The 23,032-nt window shown below is 44.7% G+C and carries 23 protein-coding genes and 1 pseudogene; 21 read left to right on the top strand and 3 right to left on the bottom strand.

Features of this window, described 5'->3' with window-relative positions; genetic code table 11:
* The first annotated feature begins 66 nt into the window (after positions 1-66).
* From K6V30_RS21165 to K6V30_RS21110, 12 genes are all read left to right on the top strand, one after another.
* A complete protein-coding gene (locus K6V30_RS21165; protein ID WP_055270798.1) occupies positions 67-2,676 on the top strand; it encodes a sensor histidine kinase in 2,610 nt (869 codons plus the stop codon).
* 131 nt (positions 2,677-2,807) lie between these two features.
* Positions 2,808-4,286: a TolC family protein gene (locus K6V30_RS21160; protein ID WP_010538774.1), complete on the top strand. Its 1,479-nt coding sequence runs from the start codon at positions 2,808-2,810 to the stop codon at positions 4,284-4,286.
* A 68-nt stretch (positions 4,287-4,354) separates the two neighbouring features.
* Positions 4,355-5,704 (top strand): sigma-54-dependent transcriptional regulator, encoded by a 1,350-nt coding sequence (locus tag K6V30_RS21155; RefSeq protein ID WP_055270796.1) that lies wholly within the window; start codon positions 4,355-4,357, stop codon positions 5,702-5,704.
* 15 nt (positions 5,705-5,719) lie between these two features.
* Positions 5,720-7,012: a sensor histidine kinase gene (locus K6V30_RS21150; RefSeq protein WP_055270794.1), complete on the top strand. Its 1,293-nt coding sequence runs from the start codon at positions 5,720-5,722 to the stop codon at positions 7,010-7,012.
* A 100-nt stretch (positions 7,013-7,112) separates the two neighbouring features.
* A complete protein-coding gene (locus tag K6V30_RS21145) occupies positions 7,113-9,665 on the top strand; it encodes a DUF5686 and carboxypeptidase-like regulatory domain-containing protein (protein WP_055270792.1) in 2,553 nt (850 codons plus the stop codon).
* Positions 9,666-9,773: 108 nt separating this feature from the next.
* Entirely contained in the window at positions 9,774-11,063 is a 1,290-nt protein-coding gene (locus K6V30_RS21140; RefSeq protein ID WP_008762240.1) for an inositol-3-phosphate synthase, read from the top strand.
* Positions 11,064-11,149: 86 nt separating this feature from the next.
* Positions 11,150-11,629: a phosphatidylglycerophosphatase A family protein gene (locus tag K6V30_RS21135; RefSeq protein WP_010538770.1), complete on the top strand. Its 480-nt coding sequence runs from the start codon at positions 11,150-11,152 to the stop codon at positions 11,627-11,629.
* A 14-nt stretch (positions 11,630-11,643) separates the two neighbouring features.
* The gene (locus K6V30_RS21130; protein ID WP_010538769.1) at positions 11,644-12,108 is read left to right on the top strand and encodes a GtrA family protein; all 465 of its coding nucleotides are present in this window, start codon (positions 11,644-11,646) and stop codon (positions 12,106-12,108) included.
* Between the two features lie 40 nt (positions 12,109-12,148).
* Positions 12,149-12,817: a CDP-alcohol phosphatidyltransferase family protein gene (locus K6V30_RS21125; protein WP_010538768.1), complete on the top strand. Its 669-nt coding sequence runs from the start codon at positions 12,149-12,151 to the stop codon at positions 12,815-12,817.
* Between the two features lie 36 nt (positions 12,818-12,853).
* Positions 12,854-13,771: a phosphoinositol dihydroceramide synthase gene (locus tag K6V30_RS21120; protein ID WP_029425630.1), complete on the top strand. Its 918-nt coding sequence runs from the start codon at positions 12,854-12,856 to the stop codon at positions 13,769-13,771.
* On the top strand, positions 13,771-14,763 hold the full coding sequence (locus tag K6V30_RS21115) for a lysylphosphatidylglycerol synthase transmembrane domain-containing protein (RefSeq protein WP_022301944.1): 993 nt from the start codon (positions 13,771-13,773) through the stop codon (positions 14,761-14,763). The genes K6V30_RS21120 and K6V30_RS21115 overlap by 1 nt, the downstream gene beginning before the upstream one ends.
* A 106-nt stretch (positions 14,764-14,869) precedes the next feature.
* Positions 14,870-16,042 carry an iron-containing alcohol dehydrogenase gene (locus K6V30_RS21110; RefSeq protein WP_010538765.1) on the top strand — a complete coding sequence of 391 codons (1,173 nt, stop codon included), beginning with the start codon at positions 14,870-14,872 and terminating at the stop codon, positions 16,040-16,042.
* Between the two features lie 517 nt (positions 16,043-16,559).
* On the opposite strand, the gene K6V30_RS21105 is transcribed toward K6V30_RS21110, so the two are convergent.
* On the bottom strand, positions 16,560-16,823 hold the full coding sequence (locus K6V30_RS21105) for a hypothetical protein (RefSeq protein ID WP_025813562.1): 264 nt from the start codon (positions 16,821-16,823) through the stop codon (positions 16,560-16,562).
* A 295-nt stretch (positions 16,824-17,118) separates the two neighbouring features.
* Here K6V30_RS21105 and K6V30_RS21100 point away from each other — a divergent pair, with 295 nt between their 5' ends.
* From K6V30_RS21100 to K6V30_RS21060, 9 genes and pseudogenes are all read left to right on the top strand, one after another.
* Entirely contained in the window at positions 17,119-17,334 is a 216-nt protein-coding gene (locus tag K6V30_RS21100; protein WP_004348429.1) for a hypothetical protein, read from the top strand.
* Positions 17,335-17,345: 11 nt separating this feature from the next.
* The gene (locus tag K6V30_RS21095) at positions 17,346-17,567 is read left to right on the top strand and encodes a hypothetical protein (RefSeq protein ID WP_004348431.1); all 222 of its coding nucleotides are present in this window, start codon (positions 17,346-17,348) and stop codon (positions 17,565-17,567) included.
* Between the two features lie 13 nt (positions 17,568-17,580).
* The gene (locus tag K6V30_RS21090; protein ID WP_007487599.1) at positions 17,581-17,997 is read left to right on the top strand and encodes a PcfK-like family protein; all 417 of its coding nucleotides are present in this window, start codon (positions 17,581-17,583) and stop codon (positions 17,995-17,997) included.
* Positions 17,994-19,325 (top strand): annotated as a pseudogene (locus K6V30_RS21085) (PcfJ domain-containing protein). The gene K6V30_RS21090 and the pseudogene K6V30_RS21085 overlap by 4 nt, the downstream one beginning before the upstream one ends.
* Positions 19,326-19,349: 24 nt before the next feature.
* Entirely contained in the window at positions 19,350-19,607 is a 258-nt protein-coding gene (locus K6V30_RS21080; protein WP_007487603.1) for a hypothetical protein, read from the top strand.
* 19 nt (positions 19,608-19,626) lie between these two features.
* The gene (locus K6V30_RS21075) at positions 19,627-19,857 is read left to right on the top strand and encodes a DUF3873 domain-containing protein (protein ID WP_007487606.1); all 231 of its coding nucleotides are present in this window, start codon (positions 19,627-19,629) and stop codon (positions 19,855-19,857) included.
* A complete protein-coding gene (locus tag K6V30_RS21070) occupies positions 19,854-20,099 on the top strand; it encodes a DUF6956 domain-containing protein (RefSeq protein ID WP_004348437.1) in 246 nt (81 codons plus the stop codon). The genes K6V30_RS21075 and K6V30_RS21070 overlap by 4 nt, the downstream gene beginning before the upstream one ends.
* 52 nt (positions 20,100-20,151) lie before the next feature.
* Positions 20,152-20,460, top strand: a complete 309-nt coding sequence (locus K6V30_RS21065) for a hypothetical protein (RefSeq protein ID WP_004348438.1) — start codon at positions 20,152-20,154, stop codon at positions 20,458-20,460.
* 159 nt (positions 20,461-20,619) lie between these two features.
* On the top strand, positions 20,620-21,690 hold the full coding sequence (locus K6V30_RS21060; RefSeq protein ID WP_004348439.1) for a hypothetical protein: 1,071 nt from the start codon (positions 20,620-20,622) through the stop codon (positions 21,688-21,690).
* Positions 21,691-21,987: 297 nt separating this feature from the next.
* Here K6V30_RS21060 and K6V30_RS21055 read toward each other — a convergent pair whose 3' ends face one another.
* Both K6V30_RS21055 and K6V30_RS21050 read right to left on the bottom strand, forming a co-directional pair.
* Complete coding sequence (locus K6V30_RS21055) at positions 21,988-22,515, bottom strand: glycoside hydrolase family protein (RefSeq protein WP_004348440.1); 528 nt, start codon at positions 22,513-22,515, stop codon at positions 21,988-21,990.
* Positions 22,512-23,015, bottom strand: coding sequence for a DUF3872 domain-containing protein (locus K6V30_RS21050; RefSeq protein ID WP_004348441.1), 504 nt, complete (start codon positions 23,013-23,015; stop codon positions 22,512-22,514). Before K6V30_RS21050 ends, K6V30_RS21055 begins: the two co-directional genes overlap by 4 nt.
* Between the last annotated feature and the right edge of the window lie 17 nt (positions 23,016-23,032).

Raw genomic sequence — 23,032 nt, 5'->3', positions numbered from 1 at the left:
ATTGTTTTCAATATAATAACTTATCTTTGTAGGCAAAATGTTGAAAACAATGCAGCTTCTTAGCTTATGAACCGACAATATTACTGTTTGTTTGTAGTTTTGCTCTTTGCTGTTTTTGCCCGGGTGGCGGCAGCGGAACACACATACAACGTACTTTTTATTCAATCATATACCTCTCAAACTCCCTGGCACAATGAGCTGAATGAGGGGTTGGCAAAGGGGTTCAGAGAGAATGGACTGACTGTGAATATTACTACTGAATATCTGGATGCGGATTTTTGGTCATTCAACTCAGAGAAGGTGATTATGCGCCGTTTTTGTCAGCGCGCCCGTGACAAGAAAACGGATCTGATTATCACAGCAAGCGATGAGGCTTTCTACACACTTTTTTCTTCCGGCGATTCGTTGCCTTATCAGGTTCCGGTTGTGTTTTTTGGAATCAAGTATCCCGATAATGAACTTATAGCGAGCCTCCCTAATGTATGTGGATTTACCGCCAATCCTGATTTTCATGTAATTTTAAAGCAGGCACGAAAGGTATTTCCCCAGCGGAAAGAAGTGATATGCGTGATTGACAACAGCTTTCTGAGTAACAAGGGGCGTGAGGACTTCAAACAAGAGTGGTTGCTTTTTCAGGAGGAAAATCCGGATTACAACATGAAACTCTACAATACCCAGCACGAGTCAACCAATCATATTATTGCAGCTATCTGCTATCCCCGCAATAGTTATGCGCGTATTGTTGTTGCCCCGAAATGGTCACCATTCCTTTCATTTGTTGGGAAGAACTCCAAAGCTCCCGTCTTTTCCAGTCAGAATGTGGGATTGATGAACGGTGTATTTGCTGCGTATGATGCGGATGCATATACTTCTGCGGTATCTGCTGCAACGAAGGCATCGAGAGTCTTGAAGGGTGAATCTCCATTGGAGTTGGGAGTGACGGAGACAAAGCAAGGATTTATTTTCGACTACAAGCAGCTGGACTTTTTTCACATAGATCCGGATAAGGTGTCTTCCAGCGGTGTCATTGTCAATCGCCCGTATTGGGAAAGATACAAATTATTATTTATTTTCCTCTATCCATCTATTCTGGCATTGCTGATAGCCTCTATTGTGTGGCTGATTCGCGTTAACCGACGTGAAGCCAAACGGCGGATACATGCCCAGACTCGCTTGTTGGTACAGAATAAACTGGTGGAGCAGCGTAATGAATTTGATAATATCTTCCATTCCATACGTGACGGTGTGATTACGTATGATACCGATCTTCATATCCACTTCACGAACCGTTCTCTGCTGAAGATGCTTCATTTGCCATCGGAATCGGGAGGACGGAATTATGAAGGAATGATGGCGGGCAGTATTTTCAAGATATACTATAATGGTCAGGATATCCTTCACAATATGTTGAGGAAGGTGGAAGAAACCGGGCAAAGTATTATTATTCCTGATGGTTCCTTTATGAAAGAGGTCCACAGTGAGCATTATTTCCCGGTTTCCGGAGAGATTGTTCCGATCCATTCCGGAGGACAGATTACAGGCATGGCTCTTTCAGCACGTAACGTATCAGATGAAGAAATGCAGAAACGTTTCTTTAACATGGCTGTGGAGGAGAGTGCCATCTACCCCTGGCAGTTTGATGTGGAGAGTAACAGCTTCATTTTTCCGCAAGGATTTCTTGTGCGCTTTGGGTATGACGGATCGATCACTTCCATTACCCGTGATGAAATGGATCGTATGGTTTATCCGGAGGATTTGAAGGAAATGCGTATTCTCTTTGATAAAACATTGGCGGGAAAAGAAACCAATACCCGTTTGAATTTCCGTCAGCGTAATGCCAATGGAGAATATGAATGGTGGGAATACCGTTCCTCTGTCATTTCCGGTCTGACAAGAGACTCGTTGTATAATATATTAGGTGTATGTCAAAGTATCCAGCGTTATAAAACAGCGGAACAGGAGATGCGGGAGGCACGTGATAAAGCGCTCCAGGCAGATAAACTGAAATCGGCTTTCCTTGCCAATATGAGCCATGAGATCCGTACGCCGTTGAATGCTATTGTCGGTTTCTCCGACTTACTGAGTGATACAAGTGGCTTTACCGAAGAAGAAATAGCACAATTTATAGCAACGATCAATAAGAATTGCGGGCTGTTGCTTGCATTGATTAACGATATTCTTGATTTATCACGTATCGAGTCGGGAACAATGGAATTTATGTTTGCCAATCATAATTTGCCTCTGCTGCTGAAGACTGTGCATGATTCGCAACGGCTGAATATGCCACCGAGAGTAGAGTTGGTTCTTCGTATGCCCGACAATGAGAAAAAATATCTGGTGACAGATAATGTCCGTTTGCAACAAGTCGTAAATAATCTGATAAATAATGCTGCTAAGTTTACGAGTTACGGCTCCATCACTTTCGGATATGAGGAAGATGAAGACCCCGGATACACCAGAATCTTTGTAGAAGATACAGGAGTCGGTATTTCCGAAGAGGGTATCCGGCATATCTTCGAACGATTCTATAAAGTGGATAACTTTACTCAGGGGGCAGGGCTGGGATTAAGTATCTGCCAGACGATCGTTGAACGTCTGAAAGGTACTATCTTTGTGACCTCCGAAGTAGGCAAGGGAACTCGTTTCACAGTACGTATCCCGAATTTCTGCGAATAAAACAGAACGTTCATTTTTGTGCATAGTGTCCGAAAATGAACACTGGCGTCTTTTTATAAACGATTGATAGTAAATGTATTATTCTTTTGGCACATGGTTTGATTCTATCTGAATGGAAAATACCGTGTACAATGAAAAAGAAAAGTATATTGTTTGTTTTGGCTGCAGTTTGCCTGCCTTTGGCAGTGTCGGCACAGAAGGAGAGGGAAATCACCTTGAATGAAGCTATCGCTATGGCGCGTGTGCAGTCTGTTGACGCTGCTGTTGCCTTGAATGAGTTAAAAACATCTTATTGGGAATATCGGACCTTCCGTGCCGATCTTCTTCCGGAAATTAATCTGAAAGGAACATTGCCTAATTACAATAAGTCTTACGGTTCCTATCAGAATCCTGACGGCTCTTATAGTTTTGTCCGCAACAGTGCTTTAGGGCTTTCCGGTGAACTCTCCATCGACCAGAATATCTGGCTTACCGGTGGGCAACTTTCATTGACCTCCTCTCTCGACTACCTGAAGCAGTTAGGTAATAATGGTGACCGTCACCTGATGTCTGTTCCCGTCACTTTGAAACTGACGCAACCGATTCTTGGCGTGAATAACGTGAAGTGGAACCGGCGTATAGAACCTGTACGCTATGCCGAAGCGAAAGCAGAGTTTATCACGGCTACCGAAGAAGTAACGATGCGGACTATTACCTATTATTTTGATCTGCTGTTGGCGAAAGAGACTCTTGGAACTGCACGGCAGAATCTGACGAATGCCAATCAACTTTACGAGGTTGCTATAGCTAAACGCAAGATGGGGCAGATTTCAGAAAATGAGCTTCTTCAATTAAAACTTTCGGCTCTGAATGCGAAAGCCGCATTGACTGAAGCGGAAAGTGATCTGAATGCCAAAATGTTTCAGCTCCGTGCTTTTCTGGGAATAGGAGAGGATGAAGTCCTTTGTCCTGTGGTTCCCGAGACCGTAGACGGTGGCAAGATGGAATATAATATGGTATTGAATAAGGCACTGGAACGTAATTCCTTTGCTCAGAATATTCGTCGCCGCCAGCTGGAGGCCGATTATGCGGTAGCTACGGCGCGTGGCAATCTGCGCAGCATTAATTTGTTTGCCAGTGTGGGGTATACGGGGGAGAGTCGTGAACTTTCCAGTGTTTATAAAAACTTGCAGGACAATCAGATTGTGCAGGTAGGTGTTCAGATTCCGATTCTGGACTGGGGAAAGAGACGTGGAAAGGTACGGGTAGCGAAAAGCAACCGGGATGTAGTGCTTTCGAAAATCCGGCAGGAACAGATCAATTTCAACCAGGATATTTTCTTGCTGGTAGAGCATTTCAATAACCAGGCACAACAGTTGGCAATAGCCAAAGAAGCGGACGGAATAGCACAGCAACGTTACAAGACCAGTATTGAAACCTTCCTGATTGGTAAAATCAACACGCTGGACTTGAATGATGCACAGAACTCCAAAGATGAAGCGCGCCGGAAACATATCTCCGAACTTTATTATTACTGGTATTACTTTTATCAGATTCGTAGTCTGACTCTTTGGGATTTTCAGGCTAACACAGAATTAGAGGCTGACTTTGAAGAAATAGTACGGCAATAGCTATTAATCAGAGAATCTGTTGCCGGTGTTGAGTATTTGCGATATCTTTGTCATAAGAAATATAAGCTATGATTTTAATAATAGACGACGACAGTGCAGTGCGTTCTTCACTCAGTTTTATGCTGAAGCGGGCCGGTTATGAAGCACAGGCAGTTCCCGGTCCCCGGGAAGCTATGGAGGTGGTACGTTCCGTAGCGCCGGATTTAATCTTGATGGATATGAACTTCACCCTTTCTACTACGGGCGAAGAAGGTCTGACACTGCTAAAGCAAGTGAAAATATTCCGTCCGGAGACTCCGGTGATACTGATGACTGCATGGGGAAGCATACAGCTGGCAGTGCAAGGTATGCAGGCAGGAGCTTTCGATTTTATCACCAAACCTTGGAATAACGCGGCATTATTGCAGCGTATTGGGACAGCTTTGGAACTGGCGGGCTCTTTCAAAGAGACAACGCAGGAGCAGAATGAAACTTTTGACCGTCGGCATATCATCGGTCGCAGTCAGGGGCTGATGGAAGTACTGAATACCATTGCCCGTATAGCGAAGACGAATGCTTCCGTATTGATAACCGGAGAAAGTGGGACAGGTAAGGAACTGATAGCTGAAGCGATACATATCAACAGTCAGCGTGCCAGACAACCTTTTGTTAAAGTGAACCTGGGAGGAATATCCCAAAGCCTGTTCGAAAGTGAAATGTTCGGTCATAAGAAAGGAGCTTTTACAGATGCTTCCTCCGACCGTATCGGACGTTTTGAAATGGCGAATAAAGGGACGATTTTCCTGGACGAAATCGGAGATCTCGATCCTTCCTGTCAGGTAAAGCTCTTGCGGGTGTTACAGGATCAGACGTTTGAAGTATTGGGAGACAGCCGTCCGCGTAAGACCGATATTCGTGTTGTCTCTGCTACCAATGCTGATTTGCGCAAGATGGTGAGTGAACGTACTTTCCGGGAAGATTTGTTTTACCGTATCAATCTGATAACAGTCAAACTGCCGGCTTTGCGTGAACGTCGGGAGGATATTCCTTTGCTGGCACGTCACTTTGCCGATCGTCAGGCAGAAGCCAATGGGCTTCCCCGCACTGAATTTTCTGCGGATGCTATGCAGTTCCTGAGCCGTTTACCCTATCCGGGAAATATCAGGGAGTTGAAGAATCTGGTAGAGCGTACGATTCTGGTCAATGGGAAACCGATACTTGATGCTGCCGATTTTGATGCTCAATATATCCGTCATGAAGATCAGAAAGTTGCCGAAGGCGCTTCTTTGGCAGGTATGACGCTGGATGAAATAGAACGGCAGACAATTCTGCAGGCTTTGGAACGTCATAAAGGAAATCTGAGTCAGGTAGCCACGGCACTTGGTATCAGTCGCGCTGCACTCTATCGGCGTCTGGAGAAGTTTGGAATCAGTGTTTAGCAGATAACTATCATTATGCGTATAAAAGGATTCTTTGGTATACTCGTTTTCCTGCTTCTGTTGTTGGGGGGTGGATTACTTTTCCTTTCAAGCCGGTTGAACCTGATCTATTTCTATGTAGGGGAGGGGCTGATCCTTTTTATCCTGTGCTATCTCCAGTTTTTCTATCGTAAGATTGTAAAGCCGCTGAACTCTATCGGAAGCGGTATGGAATTGTTGCGTGAACAGAATTTCAGCAGTCGGCTAAGTCCTGTGGGACAATATGAAGCCGACCGTATCGTGAACGTCTTTAACCGGATGATGGAACAACTTAAGAACGAACGTCTTCGTCTCCGCGAACAAAACAACTTCCTTGACTTGCTGATTAAAGCTTCTCCGATGGGAGTTATCATCACCTCTCTGGATGATGATCTTTCAGAACTTAACCCGATGGCACAGAAGATGCTGGGTGTCCGTCAGGAAGATGTTCAAGGTAGGAAAATGAGCGAGATAGACTCTCCGCTTGCTGTCGAACTGGCAAATGTTCCAAAAGGAGAGACAGTGACCGTCCGCCTGAATGACTCGAATATTTATAGATGTACGCATTCTTCTTTTATTGACCGTGGATTTCAGCATCCTTTCTTCCTGATAGAAAGTCTGACGGACGAAGTAATGAAGGCCGAGAAAAAAGCCTATGAGAAAGTGATCCGCATGATTGCCCATGAGGTGAACAATACCACAGCCGGAATCACCTCTACACTGGATACAGTAGAGCAGGCGCTTTCTACCGAAGAAGAGATGGATGATATATGCGATGTCATGCGTGTATGCATCGAACGCTGTTTCTCGATGAGCCGTTTTATCACTCGTTTTGCCGATGTAGTGAAGATCCCCGAGCCAACGCTTACTTCGGTCGACCTGAATGACCTCGCATTTACGTGTAAGCGTTTTATGGAGGGCATGTGTACCGACCGGAATATAACCCTTCGTCTGGAGATAGACGAAACGTTGAAAGAAGTAAAAATGGATGCCTCTCTTTTCGAACAAGTACTGGTGAACATCATCAAGAATGCTGCGGAAAGTATCGAAAAGGATGGAGAAATTATTGTCCGTACCCTTTCTCCCGCCACTATCGAAGTGGTAGATAATGGCAAGGGAATCAGCAAGGAAACAGAGGCAAAGCTGTTTAGCCCGTTCTTTTCCACTAAACCCAATGGGCAGGGAATCGGACTGATCTTTATCCGTGAGGTTCTGATGCGTCATGGCTGTACCTTCTCTTTGCGGACGTATACCGACGGATTGACCAGATTCCGTATTCTTTTTCCCTGATCAAACGTCAAAGGAGAACAGTTCTTCCGCTATATAGACCTTTTTTTGTTCTAAAATCCCTCATACCTTTGCCCCGCTCAATTCAATAGGATATCAAGGTATGAGATTAATAATCAAAGGTGCATTATCGCTCTTTCTTTTATTGGCTGTCAGTGTTCCGCTAAATGCCCAGTACATAGTGCAAGGCGTGGTGACTGATTCTCTGACAAGAGAACCTTTATCTTATGTATCCGTACGCCTGAAAAATACGACCGAAGGAACAACTACCGGAAGTGATGGCCGCTTTTACTTCAAGACACACCGTTCCGAAGGAACCCTTGTTATTTCGACCGTAGGCTATAATGAATACAGCCGTTTGATTCATCCGGCCCGTAACCTTTCGTATAAGGTAGCTCTTTCTCCTGCTACGTATGCTCTCAATGAAGTACTGGTAAAACCCAAGCGGGAACATTACAAGAAGAAAGACAATCCTGCCGTGGAGTTTGTCCGCCGGATGATAGAACACCGTGACGACCATTCACCCAATGAAAAGGATTTCTGGCAACGGGAGCGTTATGAGAAGACAACCTTTGCCCTGAATAATTTCGACGAGGAGAAACAGAAGAAATGGTTATACCGTAAATTCGACTTCCTGACAGAGTATGTGGATACTTCCGCCGTAACCGGAAAACCTATCCTGACTGTATCTGCACGGGAACTGCTTGCTACCGACTATTACCGTAAATCCCCTCATTCCGAAAAGCAATGGGTAAAGGGGCGCAAACAGGCGGGGGTAGATGAATTTCTTTCCAAACAAGGAATGCAGGCTGCTATCAATGAAGTTTTTAAAGACGTAGATATTTACGAGAACAACATTTCTCTGTTCACTAATAAGTTTGTCAGTCCTTTGTCCCGTATCGGTACAGGATTCTACAAATATTACCTGATGGATACTTTGCAGATAGGTGGTGAAACATGTGCAGACCTTGCCTTCACTCCTTTTAATTCCGAGTCTTTCGGCTTTAACGGACACCTCTACGTGACACTCGACTCCACTTATTTCGTCAAACGTGCCGTGCTGAACTTCCCAAAGAAGATCAATCTGAACTTCGTAGACTATATGTTGCTCGAACAAGAGTTCAAGCGTGCGGAAGACGGTACCCGTTTGCTCGACCACGAAAGCATCACCGTAGAATTTAAACTGACTGAAGGACAAGACGGTATCTTTGCCCGTCGGGTAGCAGATTACAGTAACTATTCTTTTGCTCCGACCGCAGAAGCTGATAAAGTTTTCGGCAAGCCGGAACGCATCATCGAAGAAACCGAAGCCTTGTCACGTCCCGAAACCTTCTGGGCGGAGAATCGTCCGCAAGCAGCCATCTCCCAACAGGAGAATTCGGTAGATTGCCTGATGACACAGCTACGTGGCTATCCGGTTTACTATTGGACGGAGAAGATATTATCCATTCTTTTCACCGGATATATTCCTACTTCTAAGGAAGCGCCTCTTTTCTATATCGGGCCGATGAACGCGACAATCAGTGGTAATACCCTCGAAGGACCGCGTATTCGTGGTGGTGGGATGACGACCGCATGGCTTAATCCCCATCTGTTTGGCAAAGGATATATTGCTTACGGATTTAAAGATGAAAGAGTAAAAGGGTTGGCGGAAATTGAATACTCATTCAAGAAGAAGAAAGAATATGCCAACGAGTTCCCCATTCATTCGTTGAAAGTACGCTATGAGTCGGACGTTAATCAATACGGTCAGAACTACCTTTATACAAGTAAGGACAACGTATTCCTTGCCTTGAAACGTGAGAAGGATGACCGTATCGGTTATTATCAGCAAGCAGAAATGACTTATACCAATGAGTTCTATTCCGGCTTTTCTTTCCAGCTCACGGCACGCCGGCGGACAGACGAATCTACCTATCTTATCCCTTTCTTGAAGAAAGAGGGGGAGGTCTATTCTCCGGTCAAAGACTTCTCTACCAGTGCGGCAGAATTAAAACTGCGTTATGCGCCGAATGAAAAATTTTTCCAGACGCAGTGGAACCGCTTTCCCGTATCGCTGGATGCTCCGGTGTTTACGCTGTCGCATACCATTGCCGGAAAAGGAGTGCTAGGAAGCGACTATACTTATAATCATACTGAAGCAGGCATACAGAAACGTTTCTGGTTTTCCGCTTTCGGTTATACAGATATTATATTGAAAGCCGGGAAGGTGTGGGACAAAGTACCGTTTCCGCTGCTCATCATGCCCAATGCGAACCTTTCTTATACCATTCAGCCGGAATCTTATTCATTAATGAACGCAATGGAATTCATGAATGACGAATATTTCTCATGGGATGTGACGTATTTCCTCAACGGATGGTTGTTCAATCGCATACCTTTGTTGAAAAAACTGAAGTGGAGGGAAATAGTTTCCTGTCGTGGACTTTATGGGCATTTGAGTGATAAAAATAATCCGGATATGACCGATGGTTTGTTCGCTTTTCCGATAGCAAACACCCGTACAATGGGAAAAACACCTTACGTAGAAGCGGGTGTGGGCATTGAAAACATTTTCAAGGTATTACGTCTGGACTATGTCTGGCGGCTTACATACCGGGATTCTCCCGATGTTGATAAGTCCGGCTTGAGAATAAGTCTCCACATGACCTTTTAAAAGTTAAATCCTGCTAATTGCAATGTTTATATAGCAAACAAAGGTCGTATTAGTAATTAATTAATCTTATTTTTGCATCAATTTTAGTTTAATTTTAATAGAATAGAAATGAAACAAGAAATTAAACCCGCTACCGGACGTCTGGGCGTGTTAGTAGTTGGAGTAGGTGGTGCGGTAGCTACCACAATGATTGTAGGTACACTAGCCTCTCGCAAGGGACTGGCAAAACCGATAGGATCTATTACACAGTTAGCCACAATGCGCATGGAAAACAACGAAGAAAAACTCATCAAAGACGTTGTGCCTTTGACTGATTTGAACGACATTGTTTTCGGTGGTTGGGATATTTTCCCGGATAACGCATACGAAGCTGCCATGTATGCTGAGGTTTTGAAAGAAAAAGACCTGAATGGTGTGAAAGATGAACTGGAAGCTATCAAGCCTATGCCGGCAGCTTTCGATCACAACTGGGCGAAACGTCTGAACGGTACTCATATCAAGAAGGCTGCTACCCGTTGGGAAATGGTAGAACAACTCCGTCAGGACATCCGCGACTTCAAGGCTGCCAACAACTGCGAACGTGTGGTTGTATTGTGGGCTGCAAGTACCGAAATCTACATTCCGCTGTCTGACGAACACATGTCACTCGCTGCTTTGGAGAAAGCAATGAAAGATAACAATACAGAAGTTATCTCTCCGAGTATGTGTTATGCATATGCTGCTATTGCAGAAGATGCTCCGTTTGTAATGGGTGCTCCTAACTTGTGTGTAGATACTCCTGCAATGTGGGAATTCTCTAAACAAAAGAATGTACCTATTTCAGGAAAAGACTTCAAGAGCGGTCAGACACTGATGAAAACAGTATTGGCACCGATGTTCAAGACCCGTATGCTGGGTGTGAACGGCTGGTTCTCTACTAACATCCTGGGTAATCGTGACGGTGAAGTACTGGACGATCCGGACAACTTCAAGACAAAGGAAGTTAGTAAGCTGTCAGTAATCGACACTATCTTCGAACCGGAGAAATATCCGGACCTCTATGGAGACGTTTATCATAAAGTACGTATCAACTACTATCCTCCACGTAAGGACAACAAAGAAGCATGGGATAACATCGACATCTTCGGATGGATGGGCTATCCGATGGAAATCAAGGTAAACTTCCTTTGCCGTGACTCTATCCTTGCTGCTCCTATTGCACTCGACTTGGTGTTGTTCAGTGATTTGGCTATGCGTGCCGGCATGTGTGGCATCCAGACATGGTTGTCATTCTTCTGCAAGAGCCCGATGCACGATTTCGAACATCAGCCGGAACACGACCTGTTCACTCAATGGAGAATGGTAAAACAGACATTGCGTAACATGATTGGTGAAAAAGAACCTGATTATTTGGCTTAATTCGGGAAAATGTTCCTAATAAATATATAAACTTTCCCCTTTTCAGTAAGGGGAAAGTTTTATTATTCTACACGCTATTGGAAATAATGAAGAGACCCTCCTTTCTACCTGTTTTTATAGGCACGGGCTTTGGCTCCGGTTTTTCTCCTTTTGCTCCCGGTACGGCTGGGGCGTTGCTGGCTTCTATCATTTGGATTGCACTCTATTTTCTGCTTCCTTTCACTGTTGTATTATGGGCGACTGCCGCTTTGGTGATTGTATTTACCTTTGCAGGCATTTGGGCTGCCAATAAGCTTGAATCTTGTTGGGGGGAAGACCCGTCACGCGTGGTGGTGGACGAGATGGTAGGAGTGTGGATTCCGTTGCTGGCTGTTCCCGATAATGGACACTGGTATTGGTACGTGACAGCTGCTTTTGCTCTGTTCCGCTTTTTCGATATTGTCAAACCATTGGGAGTACGCAAGATGGAGAGCCTCAAAGGAGGAGTAGGAGTGATGATGGATGATGTATTGGCGGGCGTGTATAGTTTTATCTTGTTAGCGGTGGCACGATGGGTGATTGGCTGAAAAGAGTTGCGCGGATGATCTCGCAGAAGGGTGGAGTCTTCATGTTTTTGAGGGCGCAGCTTTCGGCTCAGATGGCGACTATTGCAGACTTTCTGGTGACTATCCTTCTGGTAAGGCTGTTTGATGTCTACTACGTATATGCTACTCTGGCAGGAGCTATTTACGGGGGGATTGTCAACTGCGTTATCAATTATAAATGGACTTTTAAATCTAAAGGAAAGAAAACACATATTGCTGTGAAGTTCATTATTGTATGGATTTGCAGTATTTGGCTGAATACTTGGGGAACGTATACTTTGACGGAATCGTTAGCGAGAATTCCATGGGTACGCGATACACTCAGCCAGTATTTCGGAGACTTTTTTATTATCCCTAAAGTGATAGTAGCAGTCATTGTAGCGTTGTTCTGGAATTATAATATGCAGCGCCTCTTTGTTTACCGGAATATAGATATAAGGAATTTATTCAAAAGGAATTGAAATAAAAACAGAAGATTTAGATAAAAACAGATTAAGGTATATGAATTATAGAGATTACTTACAGCAGGTGATTTATAAGATAATCAATCCTCTGATACATGGAATGATTAAAATAGGAATTACTCCCAACTTTATCACTACTACCGGGTTCATTCTGAATGTAGTGGCGGCAGGAATGTTTGTCTATGCCGGTATCTATGGCGGACAAGACGATTTGGCTATTATCGGATGGGCGGGAGGCGTTATCCTGTTTGCCGGATTGTTCGATATGATGGATGGCCGTGTGGCACGTCTGGGAAACATGAGTTCCAAGTTCGGTGCACTCTATGATTCGGTGCTCGACCGTTACAGTGAGTTGATGACTTTCTTCGGTATCTGCTATTATCTGTCGATGAAAGATTATTTCTTTTATGCGATTATCGCTTTTGTGGCCCTGATCGGCTCGTTGATGGTGAGCTATGTGCGTGCCCGTGCCGAAGGTCTGGGAATTGAATGCAAAGTAGGATTTATGCAACGTCCGGAACGTGTGGTGCTGACGAGTCTTGGTGCTTTGTTCTGTGGCGTATTTAAGGATATAACGGCTTTCGACCCGATGCTGATATTGATCGTGCCTTTGTCCTTTGTAGCCCTTTTCGCTAACATTACCGCTTTTGCGCGTGTAAGACATTGCTATAAAGTAATGATGGCGGACGAACGGAAGAATGCATAACTGAAAATATAAGTCGTGATGATACAAACAACTAAAATGCCATCGAAGAAAGAAACCTTGACGGTTCTTGTGATCATGGCTCTTTTTTTGCTGCTGACAACAGTCTTTATCGGACTTCGTTCCGAACACCTGCTGATAGCGGCACTCTATTTGATTTTATTCTTTGCCGGGCTGCCTACCCGGAAGCTGGCAGTAGCTCTTCTTCCCTTTGCCCTATTCGGTATTTCATATGACTGGATGCGCATTTGTCCTAACTACGAAGTGAATCCGATTGATGTAGAAGGACTTTATAATCTGGAGAAATCTCTGTTCGGAGTGATGGACAATGGGGTACTGGTGACTCCGTGTGAATTTTTTGCCGCGCATCATTGGGCGATGGCAGACGTCTTTGCAGGTATCTTCTATCTTTGTTGGGTTCCTGTTCCCATCCTGTTCGGGCTTTGCCTCTATTTCAAAAAAGAACGGAAGACGTATCTTCGCTTTGCGCTGGTCTTTTTATTTGTAAATCTGATCGGTTTTGCCGGTTATTATATCCATCCGGCTGCTCCGCCCTGGTATGCCATCAACTACGGTTTTGAACCGATACTGAATACTCCGGGCAATGTGGCAGGACTGGGCCGTTTCGACGAGATTTTCGGAGTGTCTGTCTTTGATTCCATTTATGGACGTAATGCGAATGTCTTTGCGGCGGTCCCCTCTCTCCATGCAGCTTATATGGTAGTTGCATTGGTGTATGCCATCATCGGCAAGTGCAGATGGTATGTGATTACTCTTTTTTCTATCATCATGGCGGGTATTTGGGGAACAGCTGTTTATTCATGCCATCACTACATCATTGACGTGTTGCTTGGAATTTCTTGCGCATTGACAGGCTGGTTGGTGTTCGAATACGGATTAATGAAAATCCGGGGATTCAGAAACTTCTTTGAACGATATTACCAGTATATTAAATAGTGAAGAATAAGTACCGCAATATATTCCTCGCATTCGGCATTGTTGCCGTCCTGATTATGATGTTCACTTTCGATATGGATTATCAGGAACTTTGGACGAATCTGAAACGTGCGGGAATATATTTGCCTTTGGTACTGATCTTGTGGCTATTGGTCTATCTGATTAATACAGTATCGTGGTATATCATCATCCGTAGCGGCGGCAAACCGGGATTCTCGTTTGCCCGTCTCTACAAATTCACCGTTACCGGCTTTGCTCTTAATTATGTGACTCCCGTCGGACTGATGGGAGGGGAGCCTTACCGCATCATGGAGCTGAAACCCTATATCGGTGTAGAAAGGGCGACCTCTTCTGTGATCCTTTACGTGATGATGCACATTTTTTCTCATTTTTGTTTCTGGCTGACTTCCGTACTGCTTTATATCTTCCTGTATCCGGTAGGATGGGGAATGGGGATTATATTGGGTGCTATTACAATCTTCTGCCTGCTGATAGCATTGTTGTTTATCAAAGGTTATCAGCACGGGATGGCAGTCGCTTTTGTCCGTTTGGGCAGCCGTCTTCCTTTTCTGAAAAAGAAGGTGATTCACTTTGCCGAAGTGCATCGGGAGCAATTGGAGAATATAGATCAACAGATTGCCCTTCTTCACCGGCAAAAGAAACAAACGTTTTATGCAGCCCTTTCCTTAGAGTACATGGCGCGTGTGGTCAGCTGTCTCGAAATATGGCTGATTCTTAATGTGCTGACAACCCATGTCAGCTTTGCCGACTGTTGCCTGATTGCCGCTTTTTCTTCATTATTGGCTAATCTTTTATTTTTCTTGCCGATGCAGCTGGGAGGTCGTGAAGGTGGTTTTGCCCTTGCTGTCGGTGGTCTTTCCCTTTCCGGAGCTTACGGAGTGTATGCCGCGTTGATTACCCGTGTACGCGAAATGGTTTGGATCGTTATCGGGCTTGCTCTTATGAAGGTAGGGAATAAGGTAAAAGAGTAGTGGTATCCGGAAAATATTACCCTAATTTTAATTGCGGATAGAACGGATTATTACATAAATTTATAACTTTGTGAGGCTTATATAAAGACTTACTAAAAGTACGACAATGAACAATTTTATCTTTTATAGTCCTACCGAATTTGTATTCGGGCGGGATACGGAAACTCAAACGGGAGCACTGGTACAGAAGTACGGTGCACGAAAAGTAATGATTGTCTATGGAGGCGGTTCGGTAGTGCGCAGCGGTCTGCTTGCCCGTGTGGAAGACTCCTTGCGGAAAGCAGGCATTCCTTATTGTATGCTGGGTGGAGTACAGCCTAATCCCATAGATACGAAAGTATATGAAGGTATCGACTTGTGCCGGAAAGAAAACGTTGACATGATGCTTGCGGTAGGAGGCGGTTCGGTGATTGATACAGCGAAAGCCATTGCTGCCGGAGTACCTTATGACGGTGACTTCTGGGATTTCTACATAGGAAAATCCATCGTGGCCAAAGCACTGAAGGTTGCTGTCGTGCTGACGATTCCCGCTGCCGGAAGTGAAGGTTCCGGCAATACCGTGATCACTAAAGTCGACGGATTGCAGAAATTAAGCCTGCGTGCGCCCGGCGTGCTGCGTCCTGTATTTGCGGTGATGAATCCTGAACTGACTTATACACTTCCTCCCTTCCAGACTGCCTGTGGCATTGCCGATATGATGGCGCACATTATGGAGCGTTACTTTACCAATACAAAAGAAGTAGAGATAGGCGACCGCCTGTGCGAAGGCACATTGCTTGCCATTATCAAAGAAGCGGCAACGGTGATGAAAGAACCCGAAAACTACGGTGCCCGTGCCAATCTGATGTGGTGTGGAACCATCGCCCATAACGGAACATGCGGGGTCGGTTGCGAAGAAGACTGGGCTTCCCATTTCCTCGAACATGAAATCAGTGCTATCTACAATGTTACTCATGGAGCCGGTCTGTCTGTGATCTTCCCTGCCTGGATGACATGGATGACAGAACACAATGTAGATAAAATAGCCCAATATGCTGTTCGTGTGTGGGGAGTGGAAGAGTCGGACGATAAAAAGAAAGTGGCACTTGAAGGGATTGCCCGCTTGAAAGCTTTCTTCAAATCGATTGGCTTACCTGTAACCTTCAAAGAACTGGGTATAGAAAATCCGGATATTGACCGCCTTGCAGATAGTCTGCATCGCAATAAAGGTGAATTTGTGGGTAACTATGTGAAGCTGACAAAGAAAGACAGTAAGGAGATCTACCGCCTGGCATTATAAAAAACGGTCATACGCCGGAATGATTATAGTTTTGGATAGTTCGTTCAAATAATTATCTTTGTTATGCGAAGTTACGAAAAGAGTGTAATTTATTGGAAATGAGCGTAGGTTAATTGCTCTTGATAGTAATAGGTTACGATTTAGTTAGTTATCTACTGCATTATCTTTCTGCGCATTGCGTAACCTTCAAAGAACTCTTCCTATGCAAAAGTAGCTATTTAATTCGAGATTTTGATATAAACTCCCGTTTTTTATCCCCTCATTCATAAGATTTTTCCGTAAAAGCGGTTTTGTTTGTCGGAACACCATTGCCAAAAACGAGTTTTGAACAATCGTGTGCCGACTACCGCATAGCCGGAGAAAAGGGCATTGCCTCACGCCTAAACGATGTTTAGACTGATGACGCAATGCCCCTTTCTTTTGCGTCTATGCCAAGAGGTGCTTTTACGGGCTACCAGATGATTTTTCTTTTTTTGCTGTCCCTTTTGCCGGAAGCGGAAAGTGAATGCAGAGTGTGTCAGCCTGCCTCATGAATGAAACAGGCGGTCACACACAGCCGGACAAACCGGGAAGAATGATTGTTGCCGCCCGGCTGGACAAGTTCCGTCGGAACGGAAACAATCATACTTCCTTTGTCGTGGTTTGCCCTTTTCACGCTTCCGGTGATGTCTTTTTCTTTCAGACGGTTTCCTCTTTTTACGGATTTTCCCCTAAAGTTTTTTCTACCTAATCTGCCTCTGTTTTCGTTTACCTCCATTTTGCGCCTTTCAGTAAGCCGCATCAGTCAGTCATTTTCGTTCTGGGCGCAAAGGTAATTCCGGGATTGGACGGGAAAGCAAGGTCAAGCCTCCTGTTTTCTGCGGAAATCTCCAGCCCTTCGGGTAGTATTTCCCCGAAAAACCTTGCATTCCCTAATCCCTACCTTTTCAAGCACCCGAAACGAAAACGACCGATGCGACAGAAAGACGCATAAAAAAAATGTCGGATAAACGAGAGGCAGATAAGATAGTTTGAAACTCAACTCCCTCAGCTCTTGAATCCGCATAAAAAACAAAAAAATTAAAAACAGCGAAGATATGACAGCAACGGCAAATTTCAGACAAGTGGCGCAATACATCGGGTTGGCGATATGCGGCTTGATGATGCGCACCGCCTTCGGGGTGTTCGGCATCCTTTGGGGCATCATCAGAGAGATTGTAAACGGAGTGTTCCGAGTGGCGATAGGTGTAATCGTGGCTATCCTTTCCACCATTGCCTACTTCGGCTTCATCCTTTGGTCATTAACTCTTTAACCCTTACCGACATGACAAAGAGAAACAGCAAGACGGTAGCGCAGCAGTGCAGATATTACGAGGTGGACAACATCTTCGTGTATATGGTGGAAACGTACATCAACGGCAATTTTGAAACGTTCCGAAGATTGTACCACGAACTAAACAAAGACGCACGGAGGGACTTCATGGACTTCCTTCTCAGCGAGGTAGAGCCGACCTATTGGAGAGAGATACTTAAACAGACAATCTAAAAACGACAGCGATATGAAAGGAACAGACCATTTCAAAAGAACGATACAAATGTATCTGGAACAGCGGGCGGAGGAAGATACGCTCTTTGCGAAGAAGTACCGCAACCCTGCCAAGAACATAGACGAGTGCGTGACCCACATTCTGAACCATGTGCAGAAAAGTGGTTGCAACGGCTTCACGGACGGAGAGATATTCGGGCAAGCCATCCACTACTATGAGGAAAACGAGATAGAGGTGGGCAAACCTATGAACTGCCAAGTGGTGGTGAACCATGTTGTGGAACTCACGGAAGAGGAAAAGGCGGAGGCACGTCAGAATGCAGTCCGCAGATACCAAGAGGAGGAACTCCGCAAGTTGCAGAACCGCAACAGACCGTCAGCGAGAAAAGAAAACCACCCCCAACCCTCATTATTTGATTTAGGCTTATGAAACCGAAGACCAAGATACAGAAAGAGGTGGCAAGACTTTCAGCCAACCTCCGCCCCATATCAACGACACAAATTGAATGGGCATACCGCCACTGCGTTGAACATATCGGCTACCGCACCAAGAAAGGGAACATTACCTGCTCCGACTGCGGTCACGAGTGGCACAGTGACAGTGGACTATGCGACACCCTTGAAGGTTGCACCTGTTCCCAATGCCATGCCAAACTCAAAGTGCAGGACACACGCAAACGTATCTACAAGGAAACGCAATATTTCAGCGTGATAACCATCTGCAAAGGCTATCAGGTAATCCGTGTGGCGCAGGTCAGATGCGAAAGCAGGAAAGGCGAGCCGATGCAATTCTACTGCCACGAGGTTGTGCAGCGTTGGATTTCACCCGACGGTAAGGTTACAGACATGGCGTTGCTCCGTGGCTTCACATTCTATTACTGCGATGTATGGGCATTGTGCAGCGCGATGGAGATAAGACCGCACAACAGCCTATACGATGATGTTGTGGCAAGAAGCTGTGCATATCCCAAAATGAGGGTATTACCTCAACTCAGACGTAACGGCTTCAAGGGCGATTTCCACGGCATTTCCCCCGTGCGTCTTTTCAAAGCCTTGCTTTCTGACCCAAGAATTGAAACCCTTATGAAAGGCGGTGAGATTGAGGTTATGAAACACTTTATTTTCAATGCCCGTACTGCCGATGAATGCTGGGCATCATATCTGATTGCCAAGCGTCACAAGTATCTGATAGACAACTTCTCCATGTGGTGCGACTATTTGCGTATGCTCAACAAACTCGGTCAAGACCTCCGCAACCCGAAGAACATCTGCCCCGAAGATTTCATGGCGGCACACGACAACGCAACCCGAAAGATTGAAACCATACACGAGAAGGAATGAGCAGAGCAACGCCGCCGCTGGGAGATTGAAAGGCGTGAGCGTGAGCAACAGCGGCAACTGCAAAGGGAAAAAGATGCGGAGGATTTCATCGCCAACAAATCCAAATTCTTCGGATTGGTAATCACGGACGAGGAAATAATCATCAAGGTGCTTGAAAGCATAGACGAGTATTACAGCGAGGGCAAGGCACAGAACATCTGCGTGTTCGGCAGTGAATACTACAAGAAAGCCGACACCCTCATACTCTCGGCAAGGATTGGCGGTGAGATAATTGAAACCGTAGAGGTGGATTTGCGGACACTCAAGGTGGTGCAGTGCCACGGCAAGTACAACCAAGACACCGAATACCACGAACGCATCATAGACCTTGTGAACAAGAACGCCAACCTTATCCGTGAGCGGATGAAAGCGGCATAGCATAAACCCTAAAACAACATTGATATGGAAGTAAGAATCGAAAGCATGATTTGTGTGTGGGATGATGCAATTCCCACGATGTTCATTGAATTTGTAAATCTCCTCACTCTCACAACGAGTGAGGAGGGATTGAGAAGGAGTGTGAAGGAGTTTGCCGAGAAGCACGAACTTGACAAGTTTTTCCTTTACGGCTTCGGCTCACACCATTTCTACCTGCATCAACGCTACACGAGCAACCCCGAAATGGTGATGAAGGACAGAGTTCTGTCAGTACATTTTTAATCATCTAAAAAGCAACATTATGGCAACACGAATGACCATCAACGGAGTAAGCACCTGTACGGAAGCAGGTACGGAGAAATATGAGCGTTTCCAATCGGGTATCGGCAGACGCAAGCGGACACTTGTGCAGTACGACTACCGCCATACGGACGGAGAACTGTTCGCTTGTGTCAAACCCACATTGGACGAGTGCCGAACCGCAAGGAACAAGTGGCTGAACGCAAAGCAGGGAAAGGAGGGCAACCGATGAACACGACCTATCAAACGCTGATAGTCAAATTCAGCGAACCTATCACGGCATTGGACGGTATCTTTGACGAAGCCCAAGCGTGGGGAACGAACACCCTCAAAGGGTGGATAGATGATTACGAAAGCACACGTTTCACCGCCACCGACAGCCATACGGCAGTCATCACGAGCGAGTATAATATGGAGTGTGTGAAAGAGTGGCTGCAACGACAGACACCCATTGCCGAGATGCGAGAATTTTGAACAAGTTGGCGGTGTCCGCACCGCCAACACTTAAAACCCTAAAACAACGGATATGATAGCACAGACGATATTACAGCAGATAGGCGGAAGACGCTTCACCGCCATGACGGGAAGCCGTGACTTCATAGATATGGGCAACGGCTTACGGATGAGCCTTGCAAGGAACAAGACAAGTGCCAACCGCCTTGACATCATCTATGATGCAGGGGCAGACCTCTACAATATGCGTTTCTACCGCAGGACATTCAGCAAAAAGACATTCGAGAGCAGAACAAAGGACATTGCCATACACGAGGGCATCTATTTTGATATGTTGGAGGAAATGTTCACGATGGTGACGGGACTTTACACACGCTTTTGAGTGGAGGGGCGGCGAGAGCCGCCCTACTTTCTTTCAGTGAGCATGATGGCGGACAAAGAAAGTAGCAAAGAAACCTTTGTTTCAATCGCTTGTTAGCGATATATAAAATATTATGAGTATCTTTGTAAAAGTATTGATACTCATAATCATAGTAATATTATGTGTGAATTAACAATAAGTCAAAAGCACATCATAACAGAACGAAATAATAGTAAAGGTGAATATCAGCCGGCGTTTATGCAGATTCGTATTCACAATTCTTTTGATGGAAACATCGATGAACTTGATGTCCCAACATTAGGAACTCTTGTTCATGAATACATCCACTTTCTTCAAAATGTATCAACTCCGTGGGGACTATATGATAGTATGGTTCGATATAATATAATGGCGGAAACATATGCTTTTGTAGAAAATGCTACATCTACTATCACTCTCCCATTAAATATTGATTATTCTCAAGGATTGAAGAATAAAATGGATATTGTAGAATGTGGAACAGGATATTGCCCACTTTCAGATACACGGAGAAATAATTTTAAAATAGATGTAAGTGAACGGATTTGCATCCATAGAAACTATAAAAAGGTAAATAATAGAAATTTACCAATAATAACATTAGATATCAGTTTTACGGATGGTTCAAAACAAACCATTGTTTTGGGTGCTAACATTATTAAGGAGAGTATGGCAGCATTGTATCAAATGCTCATAGATGAAACTGCAACTCATGAAGAATTTGACCTCCCATATAATTTAATTAAGATTATTGCAGAACAACATTTTTCTGCAATAGCATCTGATAATATAAAACTGATAACTATTTGCTATATATCTTTGTTTAGCCTTTCTCCTGCTGAAGTTCTAATAGATAACTTAGCATACGCGAATGAAAATCCGGATTTATCTGCAATAGAATTGTTTGAACGGTTCGTCAATGAAGATAAAATATACATCAAGGGAAAAGCAATGTCAGTTTGTGACTTTTTTGATACTCTTATAGACACATTCAAACAAGTCTTTTTTAAAAGTGTCCGAGTCGGAATCGATTATATTGGCGAAGTTTTGGAACGAATTCGTCCTGCCAAAGGATTTGTTCCTATCTTAACTTTGATTACTGATTACCAACCCTTATCTAAGGAACGAATTAAAACGTTAATAGATTTTTTAGGAATGCCTTATAGCTATACAGACAGTGGCGATTTTAATCCACACCTTCATCCTCAATAGATTCCGAAAAATTATCTGATGATATGTTGGCACTAATAGGGCACAATGCATTATTTTCATATTTAACGAGATTGCACAAATATGGTTATGTATGCCCATTGCATTCGTTTTGTGAAAAAGAAAAGTATGATAAAGATGAATGTTATGATGAACCTTGGAATGGGAAAATGTGCCCTATGACGATTATGGGAGATGTGATACATATTAAAGAGAAAGAAGTAAAAATTCAATTTTAACAAACCGGAAAACCTCCGATGAAGTTGTGGTTTCATCGGAGGTTCTTTTGTCTATTTACATTTATGGGATATACAACAGCGCAAACTCCGCTTTTCTCCGTTTGAGCAGCATGGCGTGGCGTTTACCCTTGTAGTTGCAGAAGGCGATATACTCACGGTAAATGTTCCTGTCGCCAGCTTCCAATTTCTTGATTAAGGTACTTTTGGGGAGTGTCTTGCTGCCTAACAGCTTCGCCGGTCCCACATTGTAAGCTAACGTGCCAAGCAAAGTCGAATCAACTCCGAATTTACGGAACATGGCGACAAATTTGCGCAGGTCTTTCCGCAAAAGTTCATCCGCGTCCCATTTTGTCATGGTTCGTGCTGAATACTTCTCGTTTGGCAAAAGTTTGTGACCCCAACCCACGTATGGATGGTGTTTTTCTGAGTGCCAGCCCTCAAAATAGCGACAGCATAAAAAAGCCCGTTCCATAAGTGGCAGACGGTAGATTGCCGCCTGCCCGTCCGTTTCCTCTTGGCGGCTGGTCCGTGCAGATACGGAACAGACCGCCAGAAGCGAACAGAGCATTATCATGAATACACGCATCATTTCAACAAGGGGCTGAAGTTGCCGATGGGAACGATGGTCAAACCGTCATCCTTTACATTCCGGTTGTTGAAGTCAAATTCCAACTCGAAGGAGTTGCCGAAGTTGTCCTCCACCACCACGATGAAGTTGTGTGCTTCTTCACCCTCCGCCGTGTAGTACAGACGGAACTTCCCGTTCTCCAGCAGGTAGCGGTCGTTGGGCAGGAAGGTGATGCCGTTGTCCATTTTCAACTTTCCTTCTCCCTCAAACTGAAAATAGCGGATAGTGTAAAGCGTGTTAGCGAAGTCGCCCTTCTTTTTCAGCTCACAGCGGATTTCCACCGTCTGCCCCTTTGTCACCTTGTTCGGCACGGGCATGACCTCCACCGTGAAGGGATAGGACTGTTGAATGTCCATGTCGTCGTCGCACGATACGAGGGTGAATGACACGGCGGCTATCAGGCATAACGCCACCGCCTTGAAGATGGATGTTCTCTTGTTTCTGTTGTTCAGTATGTTCATTGTTCTTCGATTTTTAG

It is taken from the genome of Bacteroides faecis (assembly GCF_020091505.1).
Taxonomy (GTDB): Bacteria; Bacteroidota; Bacteroidia; order Bacteroidales; family Bacteroidaceae; genus Bacteroides; species Bacteroides faecis.
Note: the sequence above shows the minus strand (reverse complement) of the source record. Positions and strands in the feature narration are given on the sequence as shown.

Excerpts from the sequence above, each read along its gene's own strand:
- K6V30_RS21165 (WP_055270798.1), top strand. The coding sequence starts at position 67 with ATGAACCGACAATATTACTGTTTGTTTGTAGTTTTGCTCTTTGCTGTT.
- K6V30_RS21160 (WP_010538774.1), top strand. The coding sequence starts at position 2,808 with ATGAAAAAGAAAAGTATATTGTTTGTTTTGGCTGCAGTTTGCCTGCCT.
- K6V30_RS21155 (WP_055270796.1), top strand. The coding sequence starts at position 4,355 with ATGATTTTAATAATAGACGACGACAGTGCAGTGCGTTCTTCACTCAGT.
- K6V30_RS21150 (WP_055270794.1), top strand. The coding sequence starts at position 5,720 with ATGCGTATAAAAGGATTCTTTGGTATACTCGTTTTCCTGCTTCTGTTG.
- K6V30_RS21145 (WP_055270792.1), top strand. The coding sequence starts at position 7,113 with ATGAGATTAATAATCAAAGGTGCATTATCGCTCTTTCTTTTATTGGCT.
- K6V30_RS21140 (WP_008762240.1), top strand. The coding sequence starts at position 9,774 with ATGAAACAAGAAATTAAACCCGCTACCGGACGTCTGGGCGTGTTAGTA.
- K6V30_RS21135 (WP_010538770.1), top strand. The coding sequence starts at position 11,150 with ATGAAGAGACCCTCCTTTCTACCTGTTTTTATAGGCACGGGCTTTGGC.
- K6V30_RS21130 (WP_010538769.1), top strand. The coding sequence starts at position 11,644 with ATGATCTCGCAGAAGGGTGGAGTCTTCATGTTTTTGAGGGCGCAGCTT.
- K6V30_RS21125 (WP_010538768.1), top strand. The coding sequence starts at position 12,149 with ATGAATTATAGAGATTACTTACAGCAGGTGATTTATAAGATAATCAAT.
- K6V30_RS21120 (WP_029425630.1), top strand. The coding sequence starts at position 12,854 with ATGCCATCGAAGAAAGAAACCTTGACGGTTCTTGTGATCATGGCTCTT.
- K6V30_RS21110 (WP_010538765.1), top strand. The coding sequence starts at position 14,870 with ATGAACAATTTTATCTTTTATAGTCCTACCGAATTTGTATTCGGGCGG.
- K6V30_RS21105 (WP_025813562.1), bottom strand. The coding sequence starts at position 16,823 with ATGCGGCTTACTGAAAGGCGCAAAATGGAGGTAAACGAAAACAGAGGC.
- K6V30_RS21100 (WP_004348429.1), top strand. The coding sequence starts at position 17,119 with ATGACAGCAACGGCAAATTTCAGACAAGTGGCGCAATACATCGGGTTG.
- K6V30_RS21095 (WP_004348431.1), top strand. The coding sequence starts at position 17,346 with ATGACAAAGAGAAACAGCAAGACGGTAGCGCAGCAGTGCAGATATTAC.
- K6V30_RS21090 (WP_007487599.1), top strand. The coding sequence starts at position 17,581 with ATGAAAGGAACAGACCATTTCAAAAGAACGATACAAATGTATCTGGAA.
- K6V30_RS21080 (WP_007487603.1), top strand. The coding sequence starts at position 19,350 with ATGGAAGTAAGAATCGAAAGCATGATTTGTGTGTGGGATGATGCAATT.
- K6V30_RS21075 (WP_007487606.1), top strand. The coding sequence starts at position 19,627 with ATGGCAACACGAATGACCATCAACGGAGTAAGCACCTGTACGGAAGCA.
- K6V30_RS21070 (WP_004348437.1), top strand. The coding sequence starts at position 19,854 with ATGAACACGACCTATCAAACGCTGATAGTCAAATTCAGCGAACCTATC.
- K6V30_RS21065 (WP_004348438.1), top strand. The coding sequence starts at position 20,152 with ATGATAGCACAGACGATATTACAGCAGATAGGCGGAAGACGCTTCACC.
- K6V30_RS21060 (WP_004348439.1), top strand. The coding sequence starts at position 20,620 with ATGTGTGAATTAACAATAAGTCAAAAGCACATCATAACAGAACGAAAT.
- K6V30_RS21055 (WP_004348440.1), bottom strand. The coding sequence starts at position 22,515 with ATGATGCGTGTATTCATGATAATGCTCTGTTCGCTTCTGGCGGTCTGT.
- K6V30_RS21050 (WP_004348441.1), bottom strand. The coding sequence starts at position 23,015 with ATGAACATACTGAACAACAGAAACAAGAGAACATCCATCTTCAAGGCG.